Genomic DNA, 20129 nt, shown 5'->3' with positions numbered 1-20129 from the left:
GCGTGAGCGAGGGATCCCGCTAACACCCTAAATCCCTCGCTCACGCTTCGGGTTACCATAAAAGCGCAACGTCAAAACTCACGCGTTGGGTTGCTAAACCAACGGCCCGTGACGCATCGGGTTGGGAAAAACCAATGGCTCTCGCAAAGACGCAGTTCAAAAAAATGGTGCGCTAGGAGCGACGAATGATAAAGGCAGATCGAAACAATAACTTGCGAATTCAGTCCATTTGTTTAATGGTGCTGGTGGTCGTTGCGGTCACCTATTCCATCTATTGGCTACGCCCAGTGTTGGTGCCATTGGTGGTTGCCTTATTCGTGGTCAGCGGAGTGAACCCGATCCTAAAAACGTTGGAGAAACGATTGGGTGTCAGCCGAATTGTTGCCGCCGGGCTGACATTTTTGTCCGGCGTGGTGGCATTGGTCATCTTTGGATTGTCGATTTGGATCTCGCTGGTGGATCTGTCGAAAAACCAGAACGCCTATCGTCAACGGGTCAAAGATATCGTCAACCGGTTCGAAGACCAGACGGAATCGTTTTTGCCGTTCGCCCATCCAATTCACAGTCCGCTTCAAGAAGTGACACCGGCGGGTGCAGACGATGCCAGCGAATTTGTGGATCGTTTTCTTCGCGATGGCATCTCAATCGTTTCACTGGCTCTGTTGAACCTGGTCTCGACCAGTTTGGTGGTCCTGATCTACGTCTTTTTCTTGCTGGTGGGCAACCCGAACTCGAGCGGCACCAGCGCGACCGTTCGCGAAATCGACACACAGATCCGCTCTTACCTGGGCCTGAAGACAGTGATTTCGATTTTCACGGGATTGGCGTTTGGCACCGCGCTGTGGCTGTTTGGTGTGCCGATGGCGTTTACGTTCGGCGTGCTGGCGTTTCTGCTGAACTTTGTCCCCAACGTCGGCCCGATCGTTGCCAGTTTATTGCCGGTGCCATTGATCGTGCTCGATCCCGTCGGCAGCATGGCCTGGATGATCGCCGCAATCTCAGTCACCTGCACGATTCAAGCGATCAGCGGCAACGTCGTCGAACCGAAAATCATGGGTGATTCCTCGGATTTGCATCCGGTGACCATTCTGTTGGCACTGATGTTCTGGGGGATGATGTGGGGCGTGATTGGAATGTTCCTTGCCACGCCAATGACAGCCGCAATGAAGATCATGCTGGAACGAATCGATTCCACCAAACCGATCGCCAGCCTGATGGCTGGCCGCCTACAGCAACCAGACGAAAAACTGGCGACCACGTAGCATCATCCAGGCAGTTCCCAACCGGGGCGATAGTCGCCGTGAATCACTTCGTCCGCTTTGGCCACCCCGGTCGCTTTCATGTTCACGTCATCCCAGTGAATGACTTCCCCACAGCGCAGCGATAGCACACCCAACAGCGTGATCTCCGTTAACTTGGCACCGTAGCCGAATTCACTACTGGCCTGCGGTCCTCCTTTGATCGCCTGAATCCAATCGGAATGGTGCCCCTGGGAACGCTCCATGGACTGCGCGACCTCATTGGCCGTCTGAGCCAATTCGTCGGGATAGACACTCGGCGCGCCCCCAGCACCTCCGCAAACCATGACGCCTTTGTCGCCGACGAACATCACACCGCGATTGGGCAGATCGTTGCCAGCGGGCATCGCATCCGGGCGAGCCGGCCGGATACCACCGCTATACCAGTGAATTCGCGTGGGGCCCGCGTAGGCTGTTTTTTCAAAATCAAAATAGCCCAGTTCCCCGAACGGAATCATGGCAGGATCCGTCTGCCCAGCCGCGTACATTTCCACCCGTGTCGGTTTGCCTAATTCCAAACCCCAAACCGAGGAATCCAAATCGTGGCAGCCGAAGTCACCCATTGCCCCCAAGCCGAATTGCCAGAAGTCACGCCAGGCGACCGGCGCATAAGCGTGATTGAATTCAACCGGTTGCCGTGGGCCACACCACAAATCCCAGTCCAATCCTTTGGGCACGGGCTGCTTGATTGTCGGTGGATGCACCAGCGACGGATTCCATCGCGTTGCGGAAACCCAAGCGTGGACTTCTGTGATTTCTCCCAAGATACCGGAACGCAAGTATTCAATCGTCCGTCGCATCCCATCGCGCGAATGGCCTTGGTTTCCCAGTTGCGTTGCGACGCCGGTTTCCTTGGCAACCTTTGCCACCAAGCGTGCCTCGGCGATGTTGTGCGTCAACGGTTTTTCACAGTAGACCGCTTTGCCTGATCGCATCGCGTGCAGCGAGATCAACGCATGCAAATGGTCGGGCGCCGCGCACAACACGGCGTCAAATTCAGACGGCGCCGACTGCAACATCTCGCGAAAATCAACAAACGGTTGGCAACGATATCCCGGCTGTTTCGCTTGATAGTGAGCTTCAAACTCTTTACACGCAGGTCCGCGCCCGGCAACACCACGATAATAGAAATCTTTCAGATCCCAGAATTCCGCCGGGTCCGCCACGGCGGTGATCTGGACATCCTTCAACTTCATCAATTCTCGAGCGTTTTGCAAACCCCGTCCGCCGGCGCCGATCAATGCAACGTTGACACGATCGCTGGGAGCAACTTGGCCTGGCCCACCAAGAACATGACGTGGAACGATGGTTGCGGCCACCGAGAGCGAAGCCGCAGACGCCGATGCGGCTTTCAAGAACCGACGCCGTGAGGATGTCGACTGTGACGGGGCAGGGCCGGGCGATTGATTCATCAGGTCACCGGTAAATAGCAGGAGGGCAATGGAATTGAAACCGTGGAGCGGTTACCAAATCATAACGGGAAAGACCCAGCCGCTGTGAGAATCATTGGTATGCTAGTGATGCGTCAGGCATAAAACGGAACATGACTCGTTTGATCGGAAACGGGAACGCCGAGCCGGTTCAAGTCTTTCAACGGAGATTCAAGAGTGTACGATCGATTGCTGTCTTTACTTGCGACATTGGTTATCCTGAATGCGACAGCCGGGTTGGCTGACGAACCCTCCAAACCACTCCGTATCATTTGCTTTGGTGCCCATCCAGATGACGCGGAATACAAGAGTGGCGGAACCGCCGCGCTGTGGGCCAAGCAAGGTCACCAAGTCAAATTGGTCTCGGTAACCAACGGAGATATCGGCCACTGGCAAATGTCCGGCGGCGCGCTGGCCAAGCGGCGGACCGCGGAATCCGCCTTGGTCGCCGAGCGATTAGGAGTCACGTCGCAGGTGTTGGACATCCACGATGGGGAACTGATGCCGACACTGGAGAACCGGCGAACGATCACTCGATTGATTCGCGATTGGAACGCTGACATTGTGATCGCGCACCGCCCCTGGGACTATCATCCCGACCACCGCTACGTCGGCGTGTTAGTGCAAGATGCGGCCTACATGGTCGCCGTGCCATTTTTTTGCCCCGACACACCGCCGTTGGATAAAAACCCGGTGTTCCTCTATTCCAGCGATCGGTTTCTAAAACCCTATCGTTTCACAGCCGACATTGCGGTCGACATCGATAGCGTGTTCGAACAAAAGGTCGACGCGCTGATGGCCCTTGAATCACAGACCTTTGAAGGCGGCGCACTTGGTAGCGCCCAGAAAATGGCTCAAGCGCCTCCGGCTAGCCAACCCGAATTGCGACGCAAATGGTTGCACGAAAAATGGGTGCGACGCCAAAGCAGCGAAGCCGACACGGGACGCGACGTACTGGCTCGATGGTACGGCGACGAACACGCAGCCAAGGTCCGCTATGCCGAACTGTTCGAGATTTGTGAGTATGGTCGACAGCCGACCGAAAATGAAATCCGCAGCCTGTTTCCATTTCCGACGGCTGAAATACAGTCCCGTGAAACGGAGACGACAACGCAAAAAAGTCAATGAAGTCGATCGACAGATGACCTAAAACGGAAGTGTCCGCCGGAAACGCCGAGAGAATTGAGCGTGGTCGAGTGAGTCGACATCGCCATCCCCGTCATGGTCCAGTGACGGATCGTAGTTCGGGTCCATACTCGGCTTCAGAAAGCTCAATCCGAATCGCCCATAATCCTGTCCGTCGACGTCGCGATCCCCGTCACTGTCACCGAACAAGCGGAAGAATGCATCGGAGGATTCGTGCCCAAATTCGCTGTCAAAGGCCATTGTCACGCCGGAATCGATCGATTCGATTTGGCTGGCGATGATCTGCATTTGGAAATGTCCGTCGACCAACGAATTCTCCAGCCCGGAGCGGGAGATCACGTCTGGATCATCTCCAAAGGTGATCGTCGCGATCGTCTTGCCCCCCTGCAGTTCGCTGGACACCAACAGGTTGCCGAGTGAACGACCGGAACCCCGACGGCTGATGATAAATGCAGACGATGACGCATCGACGGGGCGGTCAAACTGGACGCTGATTTGTGTGACGGACGATCGCGAGGCTGAGCCGTCATTGATCAGGATCGATTCCACCACGGGGCGGCTCGGCACGTTCCCCGGGGTCGGTGATTCGCCACGCCAGCTGTCTGCATAGGTCCCGAGCGTGCTGGCCGCGATTCGCTGCAGTGATGCGCCGCCGCCATCTGCGGCGCTGGGCCAGGGAGCCAAATCGTCATAAAACACTTCATCGACTGAAATGTGCGGGACGAACATCGGGTCGTCGGTCGGTGGCTCATCCGGCGATTGCAGTTTGACGACACCGTGACTGTTGCTGAGGGAACCGGAAAACGGGCCCACCAACAACACACTCGAATCAATTCCAAAGTGAGTTCGGAACGCATTGGTCCGATTGGTATTGCTGACATCCGTGGGATCAAACGAAACCACGACCAACGTTCCGCCAGCGGCGATTTCGGTGTCTGCGGCAAAATCAAAATCACTTTCACCACGGATCCGCCAATCGGCTAGCGAACGATTCGCTGCCGAAACGTTTTGCAGTTCGATGAATTCCAAATCATCGTCAACCAGTGTTGAATCGATCGCGAGTGCCGCAGCCGATGGATCGGTAGGGTGGTAGTGAATTTCCGACAGGATGACATCAGCGGTTTGGAAGGTGCCATTGAGGGTGCCGAGTGAACGATTGGCCAAGGGGACCAGCCGCCCGCCGGATCCTTCCAATCGACCGATGGACGTTCCGTTGTATGATGCGCCAAATCGAACATGATCAGCCAGGGCTGTGGCATCGGTCCCGTCACCCACAAACAACAACACCGTTTCCCCTTGACTGGCACTTAGCGCAAACGGAATCAAGCTATTTGAATTAGCAGCAGCTGGATTGAAATCGGATTCATCGAACACGATGTAGCCGCCGGCGGTCAGTTGAGTGTCCGCAGGGATCCGATACTTTCTGGGTACCAGCGGATCATCACTTAGAAACCAACCGCCGATGTTCAGATCGGACGCCGTCGGATTGTACAATTCGACGGCATCGGACAATGGCGCATCGGTGTGCGCCAAAATCTCATTGATCACCACACCGATCGGTTGCTGTTCGATCTCGCCAGGGCTGCCGCCCATTTCGACGCTGCCGATGTAGTGGTAGGGTTTCCCGGTTTGGTCGACCGGCGTGTTGGCGGGATCCCGCAGCACCAACGACCCGCCGCCACCGTCTGCCCAGGCCGGCCAGGGGTCGGCATTGTTGTAGTTGACGTCGACGATTTCCAATCCATTGACATCGACGATTCGCAACCGTTCACCGGAATTAGAAAGTTTGCCGTTGTAGACGCCAACGATTCGAGTCGGATCGACATCCGGATAGGCTGCCATGAAAGCCGTCGGATTGCCGACCAGTAGGGCAGATTGGCCAGGCAGCAGTTTGGTATTGGGGGCGATGATCAACGGATCGCTGGGTCCGTCGGTGACCGTAACGCCGTCCAAGTCAATCGTCACCGCTTCGCCGCCCGATGAGATGTTCCGTAATTCAATGTATTCCGCGTCCCCATCGGCGACGGGATCATAGTTGATCTCTGTGACTCGCAAATTCGCCGCTGACGCCGGCGCGTTGGGAACCAGGAACAGAGCCTGGTTGACCGCAGACCACTGGCCACTGTCGGACCGTGTTCGTGAGAGAATCTGAAGCGAATCATCCAGTTGAATCGCACCGGAAGTCTGTGTGGTGGCGATCAATTCAGCGTCAAAACTGAGATCCGAACTGCCCGGGCTGTTCTGATGGATTTCGACCGCGATCGTGTTCGTCCCTGCGACTAGCAATTCGGTCAGTACATCAAACTCATGCCACAGTTGACCGTCGTCCGCTGCGGCGGCAAGCGCGTAGGTAGAATAGGAGACCGGGTTGGCGGTCAGGTTGTCACGCGCGATCTCGATTCCATTGAGATAGACGACGGCTCCATCATCGCGCCGCAATCGCAACGTCAATTGCGTTGCATCGGTTTCAGCGACGTTAAATTGTTTGCGAAAGTAAGTTGTCGGATGCTTGTTCGACGGGTCATTGCCGTAAGAAACCACGGTCGCTTCGTCATTGTCGCCAAACCCCAGTTCCGCTGCCCCACTACTCCAGCCGGAATCATCGAACGACGGTTGTCGCCATGACACACCCAAATCAATCCCCAGATCGTTGAATCGGTACTCGGAACCAGCGGCGATCAACGTGGTTGAAGCCAATGTGGGATCGTAGACGATCGCACTGCCGGCAACCGCGCCACCCTCGGCGCGTGGATCAGTCCCATCGGTCGTGTAATAGGTCGTTCCTTCGTCGGCGATCAATCGCAGCAAACTGCCCGGGGCAACCGGTCCGCCAGATTGAATCGTTCCATCGACCTGGTAGCGAGGTGCCGCCACCGAAGGCATCAAACCAAGCGTCACATACTGATCCATCACAAATTGTGTTCGACCAGGAAACCATTCCGTGACGACTCGATTGACTTCCGGGGTCCAGGTTTGATCTCGGCTGTACAGCAACGGGGTCGCGCCGCGGGGATGCACGTCACGGCGATAGTCACCCCAACGCGCGGATTCAGCAACAATGGCATTTTGCAACTGATCCGCGCGGGCATTCCAACGCTGTGTGACCGCCGCCGGTGTAAATGCGCCGTCGCCGGTAAAGTGTTTTTGGATGCGGTCACCGAACCGGACAACAAACTCGGGAATCTCCAACAGATCATCCAGCAATCCCGTCGCGTCGGTGATCGTTGCCGGTGGTTTATCGGTTAATCCTTCGAGCACCCGTTCACTGTCCCATGCATACATCCGCCACAGACCGCCTTCGCTGCCGCCACCGGCAGCGCGCCAGTTGCCGTCTAATTTCAAATCGGCATTGCCGCCGTACGCTTGGATCAGCGACCAGTCGATAAAATTATCGACGTCCAAGACTTGTTGAACTGCATTCCAATTGCCTGCCGCAGCGACGGATTTGACGTTGTTCCAGGAATCGATCGTTCCATCGACCGGGGCGCCTCCGTTAAGCGCATCCAGGTCATCAGCATCGCCGCCGTTGTGCTCCGCATAGTGCGAGGAATCGGCTCTTTCGTGCAGGTTGTACACGCCCCAATACAGCCCGTTCAGATACAGGTGCACGTAGTTCCCGCGACCGGCGTCGTCTTGACCGGCGGCGATCAATGAATCACGAATGAATTGATCACGGATCAGTGTTCCCCGACTGCGCTGTCCCTGGTCCCAATGAATCCAAGAATTGTTGTACAGGGCACGCAGTTGCAGACTGTTGAAAACATTGACGGGCGATCCCTCGAACAGGTCGTACTCCAGCTTGGAGTCACCGTACTGTGACCGAAATCGCAGACTCATCGAATGCTTCGGCGAGTTCGCGGGGTTGCGACTTGCGCCACCGGCAATTTTCAAGCCGGCGTCGATTTGGAAGCCGGACGCCCCATCGGGCAAAATGTATTCTGCCGAAGTCGCAATCTCTAACGCATCATCGTTTGGATTGGCATAGATCCCGAGCGTCCCAAATAGATCGTCGACGTCCGCTGCAATTGAAAGGGCAGGCAATTCACGAAGACCTGCGAGCAGGTCTTGCGAGTAGGAAGGATCACTCGTGATCTCGGGATCCATTTCGTAATCCGCTGCCGGTGCACTGCCCCACACATTCGGAAAACCGACCGGGGCGCTCGGCTGGGTGACGACATCGGACAGAAACAGATAGGTCTGGGTATCAACATTGGTCGGTTGATAACCGGTCTTGAACGCCGCGGCGCGCAGCGTGGTCGTGGTCGTGATGGGCACCGTTGCCAACGGGGTCGCATTGGCGGCGCTGGAAACTTGAATTCCATTGGTCAGCGTCGGTTGGCTACCGTCGGTGGTGTACGCGATCGTTGCGCCAAGCGTGGACGATGCAATGTCAACCGAAAACGCCGTGTCGAAATAGCCTCGGTCGACGCTGAACACCGTGTCTTGCACAAAGCCTTCGATCGGATCTTCGTTGGCTGCTCCCGGCGTCGGGGTCAAGAAATAGCGATTCGGATCGCCGCTGGAAATCGAGGCGTCGACGCCAAACGAGATGTCCGCTGATTGCGGCGGATAATCCGCTTGTGCGGAACCGAACTCGGCAACCAGACTCAGATCAGGACGCGTCAGGCCAAGGTATTCCCCGGACGCAGACAGCTTGAAATTGGTATGCAAATTTCCCGCCGGATCAGCGATCCCGTCACCCGAGGCGAACACGACCAGGTAATCACCGGCCGCGAGCGTCTGACTGGGAAACGCCCACTGTGCCAAATCAGTCGGGTCGTCGGTCAAATGCCATCCCGCCAACTCCTGCGGCGCGTCACCCGCATTGTGAATCTCGATCCAATCACTCGCGATGCCGTTGCCGTCCAAGATGCCACTGCTGTTGGACGCCAGGAATTCCGAGATCAAAATTTGAGCGGCCAATAGCTCTCGCCGCTCCAACGCTTCGCAGGTCAAAACGGTGTTGCGTGGGACGGTGTTGCGTGGGAACGAGGAACCGGCGGGACGCAGGCGTCGAAGGAAGGTCATCAATGCAGACTTAATCCGGTGAAAAGACATTCAGAAAAGAGCTGGCGCGCAGCAATGGAGAACCCGCATGTTACTCGATCTCAACAGCGGATTCAGCCGCAAAGGCCGACTTATCAGTGGCGACCCTGGTGACAACTGCACCCCACCGATTCGCTGTTGGTTGTCAAAACGCTGGGTAGTCCGCCCCGCTCCCAATAGAACGGTGTTCGCGGCGCATTGTCACCGTGACGATTCATGCGATCGGCTTGGTACAGATTGCCGTTGGCGATCACGGTTTCAATTTTCTCGCTGTCACGAATGGTTTGGGTCGGGTCCGCACCACGTCGCAACACAATCATGTCCGCCAATTTCCCGGTTTCGATCGATCCCAAATCGTCTTCCATGCCCAAGTATTTGGCGCCATTGAGCGTGCCACACTCAAGTGCCTGCATCGGGGTCATGCCGCCCTGCACAAAGCTCCACATCTCCCAATGCGTGCAGATTCCGTTCAGTTGGCCATGGCCGCCGGTTTGCACCAATCCGCCCTGGTCAACGACCTGTTTGGCAATTTCCGCAACCTTGATGTGGTTGTAATCTTCCAGTGGTGATTTCTCTCTCCGACGTGATCGGGGATTCAGAATATGGGGTGGAATGAAGGCCTGCAGTCGTGTGTGCAACCACAGGTCATCGATCTCGTACCAGTACTGCTCGCCGGATAGCCCGCCATAGGCAACATTCAAAGTCGGCGTGTAACCGACGCGTGTGTCACGCCAAAGATCCATCACGTCATCATAGGCGGTCTGCACCGGCAACGTGTGCTCGATACCGGTGTGCCCGTCAACGATCATGGTCATGTTGTGCATGAAGGTTGACCCGCCCTCGGGAACGACCAACATGTTCAATTTTCGTGCCGCGACCAAAACCTGTTGGCGTTGATCACGTCGCGGTTGGTTGTAACTTTTGACAGAAAACGCACCGACAGCTTTCATCCGCTTCAAGTGAAATTCGGCATCTGAAAGTGAATCGATTTCGGCTCGCGATGCCCCCGTGGCGCCGTACAGAATCTTGCCTGTTGAAAACGTGCGAGGCCCCTGGATCAATCCAGCCTTGGTCAATTCGCTAGCCGCAAAAATGCTATGCGTATCGTTGCTGGGGTCGTGAATGGTTGTCACACCAAACGCCAATCGGGCATAGTCGATCCAGCTATGTTGTGGCGTGATGCCGCTGGTGGCCTGCGCACCGTGGGCGTGCACGTCGATCAAGCCCGGCAAGATCACCTGCCCTGACACGTCGGTTTGCATCGCGTCATCTGGAATCTGAACTTCCTCGCGCGTTCCCACCGCAACGATCCTGTTTTGGTCGATCACGATGACTCCGTTTTCGATCACCCCCTGTGGCCCCATCGTGACGATCCGCCCACCGACCAGGGCACGCCGTCCGGCCGGTTTCGCGTGCGGATGTGAAAAACCGATCGATTGATGTTTGACGTTCGCTTCGTGCTGCGACTCGCCGCCATCCGACTCGCCGCCAGCCGACTCATTGTCGATCGCCAACTTGTCGATCGCGTCGGAAACATCACAACTGGACAGCTCCGCGCCGAGCGACCAATGCAAACGGTTGCCATCGCCCGAGAAATGCACAAAGTCGCCTGCTTGCTGGCTGACCTTTGCAATCGGCAATCCCTTGCCGCCTGGTCCGACCTGAATCGTGCCGGCCGCATGAACAAACGGGGTCACATAGACGTGGAAACGTTCGACGATCGCCAGTAGGGAACCATCCGGCGAGACACAGAAATCCGTTGCCCAATCACTGGTGTAGTGATCGCGTTGTTCATTCCCACTTAAATCGACTGAAAACAGTGTGACGTGATCAGAATCGTTGTCGGGTTTTCGCCGCGTCAAATAAATCCGTTTTCCCGATGCAGAAAATTGCGGGTTTTCGCCTTGAGTGGCGATCCGCCGGGGATCGCCGTCGCGAACGTCGGTGATGTAAACACCGGGATCACGTGACCACAGCGGCGAGCGCAGGTGTCCTCCACCGCCACGACGAAAAACGATGTGTTTGCGGTCAGGTGAAAAAGAGGGATCCATATAGTGGCCAGGCGTCGGTGTCACGATCCAGTTTTCACCCGCCTCTGGATCGGTCGATGCAACGCGAATCGTTCCCAACTCCTGATCATTCCAGGTGGTGTAGACGATGTACCGGCCGTCACTTGAATAGCTCGGCGCGAACTCAAAATGATCTTCTTGAGACGTCAGACGAACCGGTTCGCCGCTGGGCAAGTCACGTACATAGATCGAGCCCAGCGCTTGATAAGCGACTTGGTCGCCGCTGGGTGACACACAAACGTCTCTCAACATTTTGACGTCAAAGCGGTCTTGACCGACCGGCACCTTGTGACGCACTGCCGGTTGGACCCGGCGTTGATCGCGCACGCGAAAAGGGATGATTTCGGCATGGCCATCGGCGATCTGAATCCGCCGAATTTTGCCTTTGGCCCAAATCACGATCGACTGGCCATCGGGCATCCAGTCGAAACCGCTGTAGACGCCATGGATCGCCCACGACTCTTGCATGTCGCGTTCCAGATCGTCATAGATCAACCGGATCGCGCCCGATTCCAGATCGTACAGATGTAGCCCCGTCTTCGCCCCGACGCGACGGACGAATGCCAGTGTCTTGCCATCGGGCGACGGCGTGGGACGACAGGCACCACCGGGTCCGGAGATCAATGTTTCCGTTTTGTCTTCGATCAAGTCGAGACGCTTGATCGCATAGATTCCTTGATGAGAATTCTTGTTGTACTCGAATGTGTCACCGCGAGTGACATCTTGGCTGTAATACAGATAGCGACCGTCGATCGAAAAGACCGGTTCGTTGACGTCTTTTTGTTCGTTCGGACGTTTTGTCAATTGCACACCGGCGGTCGCGCCGTTTGCGATCGCGCTGCGATGATACATCCACATTTCACCAGCCCCCAACGAGCGCCGACTGGTGAAGTGTTTTCGTGCAACAATGTATTGCCCATCGGGAGACCAGGTTGGGTTGCACAGCAGACGATAGGTCTCGCTGGTGACCTGGGTCGGCGATGATCCATCGCGATTGATCACCCAGATATTATCGCCCCCCTTTTTGCTCTTCCCCGTTCGGTCACTTGTCATCGCAATCCGCTGTCCATCAGGGCTGAACCGCGGTTGCATCTCCCAGGCCACCGAGTTGGTCAAGTTCTGGGGACTCTTGCCATCGGTTTGATCGCTGCCGTCGGCACCCTTGATCGGCATCAAATATAGATCGCCCAGCAAGTCAAACACGATGTGTTGGCCATCGGGGCTGACGTCCAAGTTCATCCAGGTACCCGAATCGCAATCGATCGGTTGCTGGCGACTTTTCCCCACTGGCGAATCGACATCCCAAGCGTCCGAGGGGGTTTCTTTGGCCGGAGATTTCTCAGCCGCGGTGTCCTGACCCAGGGATTCCGGCAGGGTCGCCAGAGAAATCCCGAAAGTGAGCAGAAACAGTAACAGCCCGTGGGCGGTGGTCGTGGTGGGAATCGGCATAGCGTCGTTTAGAGGGTATGAAGTCGATGTCCCGCCTAGTTTAGCATCGAGGCGATTTTTTCAGACCGCTTTTCTGGGCTGAAATTCGCCGGCAGCCTACAACGATTGCAAAAACCGAGGCACTTCGACTGAAGCCTTGCCACGCAGGGCGGTGTCGAAATGACTACTCTGCGGTGTGTCGTCCAGATTGATTTCCACACATCGACAATGCGGACCGGTCGACTGAACGATCCCAGCAGCGGGGTAGACCAACGCCGACGTGCCGATCGCAATGAACAAATCACAGCGCTGGGCAAAGTCAGCGATCTGGTCGAGCCCAATCGGCGTCTCGCCAAACCAGACCACATGAGGACGCAACGTACCGACCAAATCCGGCTCTGTCGGGTGCACGGTGTCAACGGTCAAATCATCGCGCCACTCGATCACGTCACCGGTCAATGTGCAGCGGGCCTTCAGGAGTTCACCGTGCATCGGCAACACCTGTCGGCTGCCGGCTCGCTGGTGCAAATCATCGATGTTCTGCGTCACCAATAAAAACTCATCGTCATGGTCTCGTTCGAACTCTGCCAGCGCCTGGTGAGCCAAGTTGGGAACAACGGACTCATTTTGCAGAAATCGTCGCCGCTTGTTGTAGAACTCGTGAACCAGTTTCGGATTGCGTTGGAACGCTTGCGGGGTTGCCACGTCCTCGACACGGTGGCCTTCCCACAATCCATCGTCACCGCGAAACGTCGGGATACCCGACTCGGCAGAGATTCCGGCACCGGTCAAAACAAAAACTTTCATCGAACAGAGACTCTTAAGGATCAAACGATTGTGATTTGGCTGGTGCTGATGCGGCAAGCATTGATTCTTGGTAACCCGACGCGTCAGCGAGGGATCCTGTTAACTCCCTAAATCCCTCGCTGACGCTTCGGGTTACCATAAAAGCGCTGGTTTCAAAATGCCTCGCCGCAAACACGGGATGGATCGTTGTCGGTATAAACAGTGGCTTTGTCATCGCCAGTAGTTTAACCATCAGACCAGCACCGGGAGCCAATTCGATGGGCCAATCGAAATCCTTCACATTGCAGATGTTCTTCATCGGCGGCATTCTATCGTCGACGCTGGTCGGACCGGCACCGGGATCAGCACTCGCACAGGTCGTGGGGCAAACGTCTCGCCCGCCAGCCAGCCAAGTCGCGACCGTGGACTTTGGCATTTATCAAGACTGCCCGGTGCTGACGAATTCGACGACCCGAGTCGTTTTTTGCCCGCAGGTCGGAGGTCGAATCTTGGAATATTCGATCAACGGGATAAACGCATTGTTCGTTTCGCAGTACGAACTCACCGGCGATGCTTCAGGGATCGGTGGCAAGTCCCCGTCGGCCGGCCGATTCGATATTGGGCCTGAAAGGATCGCCCCCAATCGCAATGAATTTTTCACGGGGCCATGGACCGTCACGGCACACGGTGCGAGGTCGTTGCAAATGACCAGCCAGATCGGTCAAGCGACCGGCGTGCAGTTGACTCGTGATTTTGAACTGGACAATGAATCATCACGTTTGGTTTTCAAACAAACAATCAAGAATGTGTCCGACACAACCCGCCAGTACTGTCACTGGAGTCGCACGTTCGGCAATGGTGCCGGAATCGTTTTGATCCCTTTGCAAGGTTTCCCACGCTTTCGCAATCGCTATGTGCGACTGGATCCGGCTGGACTGCAGATGGAACCGAAAGACGAAACGATTCGCATTCGCGACGGCTTCCTGGAATTATTGGGGCCGCCCAAGTCGCCTAAATTGGGCATGGACAGCTACGCCGGCTGGCTGGCTCATCAACAATCCAGCGGGCTGCTGTTCATCAAACAATTCCCCACCTACCCCGATCGCAACTACTGCGAAGGCGCCGCATTCACGATCTCCACTTGGACTCCGGCCAGCGCTCACACGGTCGAACTGGAACCGATCGGACCGTCTGAAATCTTGGCACCTGGCCAATCAGCCTCGTTCACCGAGATTTGGTCGCTGCATGAAAACCCATTCCCGGGTCCCGGCGAGACATTTGACCTGCAGCGACTGCAATCGATTTACGATTCATTGCCGGCAACGACCTGGGAAGCCCCGCAACCCGATGCCTAAGCGGATCATCTTCGTAGCTGACATCTTCGTAGCTGATCCCGCCAGGGTTCAGTCGCCCCACAGCCCCCCCCACGCCCCACCCGATTCCCACGCCCCACCCGATTCCCACGTCCCACCCGATTCCCGCGTCCCACCCGATTCCCGCACCAATCGGATCACTCGCCGTGCACGGTTTGGATGTTGCGTTTTCCAGCTTTCAATTCCGCCAGGCGACGTTTGAGAAAGGCGTGGGAAATTTCGCGCGCTTTGGCTTGATCCGCCGCGTCGTAGTCCCAAAACTCTTGTAGAACCGCTTCGCATTCGGGGTAGTGCGACCCATCGTCGCCGACTCGCGTTCGGGTTTCGGCCAAACGCTTTTTCAGATCCGCCACCAGTTCGGCATGTTGCGGATCGTCATACAGATTGCGCGTCTCATGCGGATCGTGCTGCAAGTCATACAGTTCCCAACCGGCCGGCGTTTGGTAGCCACCGTCGTAATTGCAGCCGTAGTAGTAGATCAACTTATGCGTCTTGGTTCGGATCCCGACGTGGCCCGGATTGTCGTGGTGAGCCATGTGCATCCAGTAACGATAGTAGGCCTCTTGCTTCCAATCGTCGGGTTCCTTGCCCGATTCCAGCAGCGATCGAAACGAACGCCCTTGAACGGTCTCGGGAATTTCTGCGCCGGCGAAATCCAGCATCATCGCACCATAGTCAACATTCTCGATAATGGTGTCCAAGCGCTGACCTGCGGGGACGGTTGCTGGATAGCGAACCAGGAACGGCATTCGCTGGGATTCTTCGTACATCCAACGCTTGTCTTGATAATCATGCTCGCCCAACATGAATCCCTGGTCACCGGTGTAGACGATCAACGTATTGTCCAGTTGACCTGAATCCTCCAAGTATTTGAACAAGCGTCCCAAGTTGTCATCGATGCCTTTGACACAGCGAAGATACTTTTTCAGATAGGCGTTATAGGCAAAACGAGTGTTCTGTTGGTCGCTGTAGTCGGCGGGGTCATAACCGGTGGGAAATTCATTCGGATACATCGACGGCAAATCCATCAAGTAGGATCGCCGCGGATTTCGCGATCCGATCGACGTGCCAATGTGCGGGATCAGTTCATCATCCGCGCCCCGCGTCGCCATCGAACCAAACAACGCGTCGCGATGCCACAGCGTGTCGGGTTCGGGAATTGCGACGTCCGCCAGATACGATTCATAGCGTGACGCGTTGTCAAAGTAATCGTGCGGTGCCTTGTAGTGATGCATCAGAAAAAACGGTTTGTCGGGATCGCGTCCCTGCTTGAGCCACTCGAGCGTCAGATCCGTGATCGCGTCGGTCGAATGTTTGCCAGGGAACTCGATCGTGTTTTTTCCCCAGGGTTTGTCGCCGCGGACACGAAACTCCGGCGAGTGATACTTGCCTTGCCCAGGCAACACACAGTAGTAATCAAAATCGGCGGGTTCTGATTTCAAGTGCCATTTGCCGATCATCGCGGTTTGGTAGCCGGCGGCCCCCATTTGAATGGCCAGCATCTGCTTCCCCGGTTCGACTTTGCCACCCAAATCGAACGCACCATTGATGTGGTCGTACTGGCCGGTCAGCACACAGGCACGCGAAGGCGAGCAGATCGAGTTGGTACAGAATGCGTTTTCAAACAACGCGCCCTCATTGGCCAAGCGATCGATATTGGGTGTCGGCGCGATTTGTGCCAGTCGTCCGCCGTAAGCCGAGATCGCATGCGCGGCATGGTCGTCGGACATGATGTACAAGATATTCGGTCGCTGACCAGCGGACTGGGCGGCTGCGAAGGACCCGCAACTGGCCAACAAGAATCCGGTGACAATCTGGCTGAGTGCGTGGATGAAGCGTGATTTCATTGACAGTGCGAGCGGGTGCGGTGCGAGAAACGCGACACGATGGTGTCGGCTGGTGAGTTCGGTTTCCAATGGCACTGATTGTAATGCCGCGATTGAAATAGAAACGCCCGTCCGCAGGAAACAATCAAAACGTTTTTGCCGATGATCACCAACTGATGCCCGAATTCCACCATTTCGAGAAACGACCGAACTTTCCAGACGTCATGTTCGCAACCCGACGGGTCAGTTTTGAAGCTGCTATCTCATCAGCCGTCGTAGGCGAATTGCAAACGTGGATCGTCCAACGCCAATCGCTTCATTTTTTTGTACAGCGTGGTGCGGTTGATCTCCAAGGCGTCAGCGGTCGCGGCGCGATTCCAATTGTGCTGTCGCAGCGAATGCAAAATGATTTCGCGCTCCGGGACCTCCAGGGCTTCACGCAGACTCTTGCCCTGAAAACTAGTCGGTGTCATCGTCAAGGGATGCATCATCATCGCGCTGTCACCATCACCCATCGACGCGGCCATCGGATCGGCAGCGCGGCCGAGTAATTCCGGTGGCAAGTCTTCCACGGTCAAGTGATCCCCGCGGGCCAGCAAGACGGCGCGTTCGACCACGTTTTGCAGCTGCCGAACATTGCCGGGCCAACGGTAGGATTGCAACACGGCCATCGCTTGTTGATCAAACCCGTCCATCTCGCGACCGCAGGTCTCGGCGGCTTCGCGTAAGAAATGGTTGACCAACAACGGGATGTCACCGACTCGCTCGCGCAGTGATGGCAAGACGATGTTGACGACATTGATTCGGTAATACAAATCCTGGCGAAACCTGCCCTCATTCACTGATTTGGACAGATCGTCGTTGGTCGCCAAGATCACACGCGTGTCGACAGAATGCGTTCGTGTGCCGCCGAGTTGTTCGAATTGGAATTCTTGCAGCACACGCAACAGTTTGACCTGCATCGCCGTGCTGGCCGTGCCGATCTCGTCCAAGAACAACGTGCCTTTGTCGGCCAACTGGAACTTACCAATCCGGTCCACACTGGCACCGGTGAAGGCGCCTTTGACGTGACCAAATAACTCGCTCTCGAGCAGGTTGTCCGGTAGCGCCCCACAAGCGACTTCGACAAACGGATTGCCGCGGCGTTGGCTGCGTTCATGAATCGCCCGAGCGATCATGCTCTTTCCAGTGCCATTCTCGCCGGTGATCAAGATCGACGCACGAGCATCGGCAATGCTGTCGATCACGTCAAATATCTTCAGCATCCGATAGTCGTGGCTGAGGATATTTTCGAGCCCGCTGCGACGGTCCAAGCGTTGACGAAGTTGCTGGTTCTCCAACGCAATGTCGCGCTGCGAAACGGCTCGATCGATCGCCAAACTCAGTTCATCATCGATCAGTGGCTTGGTCAATAAATCGAACGCGCCCGCCTTGATCGCCTCCACCGCCGTGTCCGGCGTCGCATAGCCGGTCATCACCAGCACCGTGCTCTCGGGGTGCCGCAGGCGGGTGTGACTGATCAATTCGAACCCGTCTTCGCCCTGCAGTCGCAAATCCGTGATCACCAGGTCAAAACGCGTCTGATCCTGGCTGGCCTTTGCCCCCTCGATACAATCTGCGACCTGTACCGTGTGACCGATTTCTCGCAACCACTCGGCCATCGATTGGACCAAGTGCCAATCGTCGTCGACAAGCAAAATGGAGGCAGAATCTTTCATTTTCGGGACATGTTGTGGTTCGAGGGGATCCGCCGGCAGCACGCTCGTCGTAGCGTGGTACTTAGGCATCATTTCCTAGGTCACCATTAGGCCCAAGGCAAAATCGAATCCATCAACCACCCGTCAGAGGAAAGGCAAACCCCAAAGAACCCCCTATTTATGGGGGCCAGGGTGGGGAAAATAGGAAAAGGTTTCCATAGTATGTGGCTCAAAGGCGGAAATCCGCCAAAACTCTGAGGGTTTACCCCGGTTCCATGTGGAGGGGGGTTCAAAGGAAATCTGCGCAGAAATTTAGGAACGCAATGTCGTTGAAAACGTTGGTGGTGGATGACCATGAAGCAGCTCGCCTGGGATTGACGGAGCTTCTTGATGGGAACGTAGTCAGCGTTACCGAAACCGTTGCGGACGGTGAAAGCGCGCTTCGACAGTTGGCCGAGCAACCCTTTGATGTGGTGCTGGTCGACGTGCAAATGAAAAAAATGGACGGATTGGCGCTGCTGGCGTCGATCCGTGAGTCGCACCCGGACCTGCCGGTGGTCTTCATCAGTGCCTATGACTATCCGATCTACATGGCCCGTGCGGTCGCCAATGGCGCCCAGGATTATGTGCTCAAAAGTGATCCGGCGGCGACGATTGAACAAACGCTCAGCTATGCCTGTTCCAACGGAGCAGCCTTGCCCAACGGTTTGCTAGACCGATTGCGCCGCAAAATGACCGAGACCATTCGTGCAGCGGATTTGCCACCCGAATTGCCGGTCACCCCGCGTGAAGCCCAGGTGTTACGGCATGTGGCGTTTGGACTCAGCAATCGCGAGATCGCTGCGTCATTGGGAATCAGCGTCGAAACCGTCAAAGAGCACGTGCAAAACATCTTGCGCAAAACCGGCGCGTCAGACCGCACCGATGTCGCCGTCCGCGCCGTCCGCTTAGGCCTAGTCGATTAAACGCCCCCCCTCGACGTCGATCTGAAACGAGACTCGCCCGATCGTTGACTCACGTTGGTGTGGAGGATTTATCCGACCGGATTCGATTCAGGCGACGTGCTGCTCGGTCGGATAAATCCTCCACACCAGCGCTGGCGACATCCGGCCGCCAGCGGAGGATCAAGTGGGAATGGTTTCGACAAGCTTGCAAACCACAATCGATCGATCACTCCGCCGCGACAGGGTCTGGCCAAAGCGAGGGTTCTCCTGCAAAACTCATTTCGAGCATTTGCCGAGAACCGAGCTCATGCGTCCGCCCCCCAGCCCACAGACACCTGCCGCCCCCGCCGCATCAGACTCCAACCCCCACTTGCTTGAGGTCTGTCCCCGGTCATTCCTGTCCCCGGTCATTCCTCTTGCGGTAAACAAATAATGGAAGAACTCGATTTAGATTGGGGAATCGTAACACCTGAGGCGTACGACGACGTGAAGAAGGAGGCACTTCACGTTCTTAACGTACACTTCATTGGCGAAGTGAATCGAAACCGCGTGGTTAAGTTCGCGTGTGCGAGGGTCTTGCACTTTCACAAGCACTTACCAAAGGGCAGTTCTCAGAAAGTCAGGTTCGACTTGCGAGGGCAGTTGGTGAGCAACAAGAATCTCGAACTGGCGCGGCAAACGATTGTCGAAGAAGCTGCGAAGCATGGAATTCAGGTCTCCGTCGAATTTTTAACGAACTAGACATGGCGTACCATTTTTCAGCTGAGAAAACGGGTGAACAGGATTTGCAAACCCTGCAGGAACGTCTGTCTAAATTCAACTTGATCGAGTTCTTTCCGGTCGAGGTTTCCGACGAGTCTTTGACATTGGGAGTCTCGATCCCATTCAAGGTGATGGACGATCCGCGATTTGAGAACGAAGTTGAAAAGGCAATGAGTTACTTGGTGTCTGAGCAAGGATTCCAAGTGACCGATCTGTTCACCGGAAACGGAATTGCTTCCAGCGACATATCAAAGTTAGCGAGTCAGATTTCAGCTTAACACCGCCGCGTCGAACAAAAGTGAGTTCCAGTATGATAACGACGTT

General features: G+C 56.0%; 11 protein-coding genes. 5 read left to right on the top strand and 6 right to left on the bottom strand.

The features are described from left to right. The first annotated feature begins 185 nt into the window (after positions 1-185). Positions 186-1262, top strand: coding sequence for an AI-2E family transporter (locus tag NHH03_RS26095; RefSeq protein WP_253161291.1), 1077 nt, complete (start codon positions 186-188; stop codon positions 1260-1262). 2 nt (positions 1263-1264) lie between these two features. On the opposite strand, the gene NHH03_RS26090 is transcribed toward NHH03_RS26095, so the two are convergent. Beyond that, entirely contained in the window at positions 1265-2710 is a 1446-nt protein-coding gene (locus tag NHH03_RS26090) for a Gfo/Idh/MocA family protein (protein ID WP_253161290.1), read from the bottom strand. Between the two features lie 195 nt (positions 2711-2905). Here NHH03_RS26090 and NHH03_RS26085 point away from each other — a divergent pair, with 195 nt between their 5' ends. Then, a complete protein-coding gene (locus NHH03_RS26085) occupies positions 2906-3856 on the top strand; it encodes a PIG-L deacetylase family protein (RefSeq protein ID WP_253161289.1) in 951 nt (316 codons plus the stop codon). A gap of 18 nt (positions 3857-3874) precedes the next feature. Here NHH03_RS26085 and NHH03_RS26080 read toward each other — a convergent pair whose 3' ends face one another. The 3 genes from NHH03_RS26080 to NHH03_RS26070 all read right to left on the bottom strand — a co-directional run bounded on the left by NHH03_RS26080 (position 3875) and on the right by NHH03_RS26070 (position 13224). Next, on the bottom strand, positions 3875-8902 hold the full coding sequence (locus NHH03_RS26080) for a lamin tail domain-containing protein (RefSeq protein WP_253161288.1): 5028 nt from the start codon (positions 8900-8902) through the stop codon (positions 3875-3877). 113 nt (positions 8903-9015) lie between these two features. After that, positions 9016-12438 carry an amidohydrolase family protein gene (locus NHH03_RS26075; protein WP_253161287.1) on the bottom strand — a complete coding sequence of 1141 codons (3423 nt, stop codon included), beginning with the start codon at positions 12436-12438 and terminating at the stop codon, positions 9016-9018. 96 nt (positions 12439-12534) lie between these two features. Then, positions 12535-13224 (bottom strand): SIR2 family NAD-dependent protein deacylase, encoded by a 690-nt coding sequence (locus NHH03_RS26070; RefSeq protein WP_253161286.1) that lies wholly within the window; start codon positions 13222-13224, stop codon positions 12535-12537. A gap of 257 nt (positions 13225-13481) precedes the next feature. Between NHH03_RS26070 and NHH03_RS26065 the strand changes: the two genes are divergently transcribed. Beyond that, complete coding sequence (locus NHH03_RS26065) at positions 13482-14558, top strand: DUF4380 domain-containing protein (RefSeq protein WP_253161285.1); 1077 nt, start codon at positions 13482-13484, stop codon at positions 14556-14558. 155 nt (positions 14559-14713) lie between these two features. Here the strand turns inward: NHH03_RS26065 and NHH03_RS26060 are convergent, their stop codons facing one another. Next, positions 14714-16423: a sulfatase family protein gene (locus NHH03_RS26060; protein ID WP_253161284.1), complete on the bottom strand. Its 1710-nt coding sequence runs from the start codon at positions 16421-16423 to the stop codon at positions 14714-14716. Between the two features lie 245 nt (positions 16424-16668). Further along, a complete protein-coding gene (locus NHH03_RS26055) occupies positions 16669-18120 on the bottom strand; it encodes a sigma-54-dependent transcriptional regulator (RefSeq protein ID WP_253161283.1) in 1452 nt (483 codons plus the stop codon). Positions 18121-18422: 302 nt separating this feature from the next. Here NHH03_RS26055 and NHH03_RS26050 point away from each other — a divergent pair, with 302 nt between their 5' ends. Together NHH03_RS26050 and NHH03_RS26045 are read left to right on the top strand one after the other, a co-directional pair. Next, positions 18423-19064: a response regulator transcription factor gene (locus NHH03_RS26050; RefSeq protein ID WP_253161282.1), complete on the top strand. Its 642-nt coding sequence runs from the start codon at positions 18423-18425 to the stop codon at positions 19062-19064. A 722-nt stretch (positions 19065-19786) separates the two neighbouring features. Further along, a complete protein-coding gene (locus NHH03_RS26045) occupies positions 19787-20083 on the top strand; it encodes a hypothetical protein (RefSeq protein WP_253161281.1) in 297 nt (98 codons plus the stop codon). Positions 20084-20129: the final 46 nt, after the last annotated feature.

This window comes from Stieleria tagensis (assembly GCF_024129865.1).
Taxonomy (GTDB): domain Bacteria; phylum Planctomycetota; class Planctomycetia; order Pirellulales; family Pirellulaceae; genus Stieleria; species Stieleria tagensis.
The sequence above is the reverse complement of the archived record's forward strand: the minus strand, read 5'-3'. Positions and strand labels throughout refer to the sequence as shown.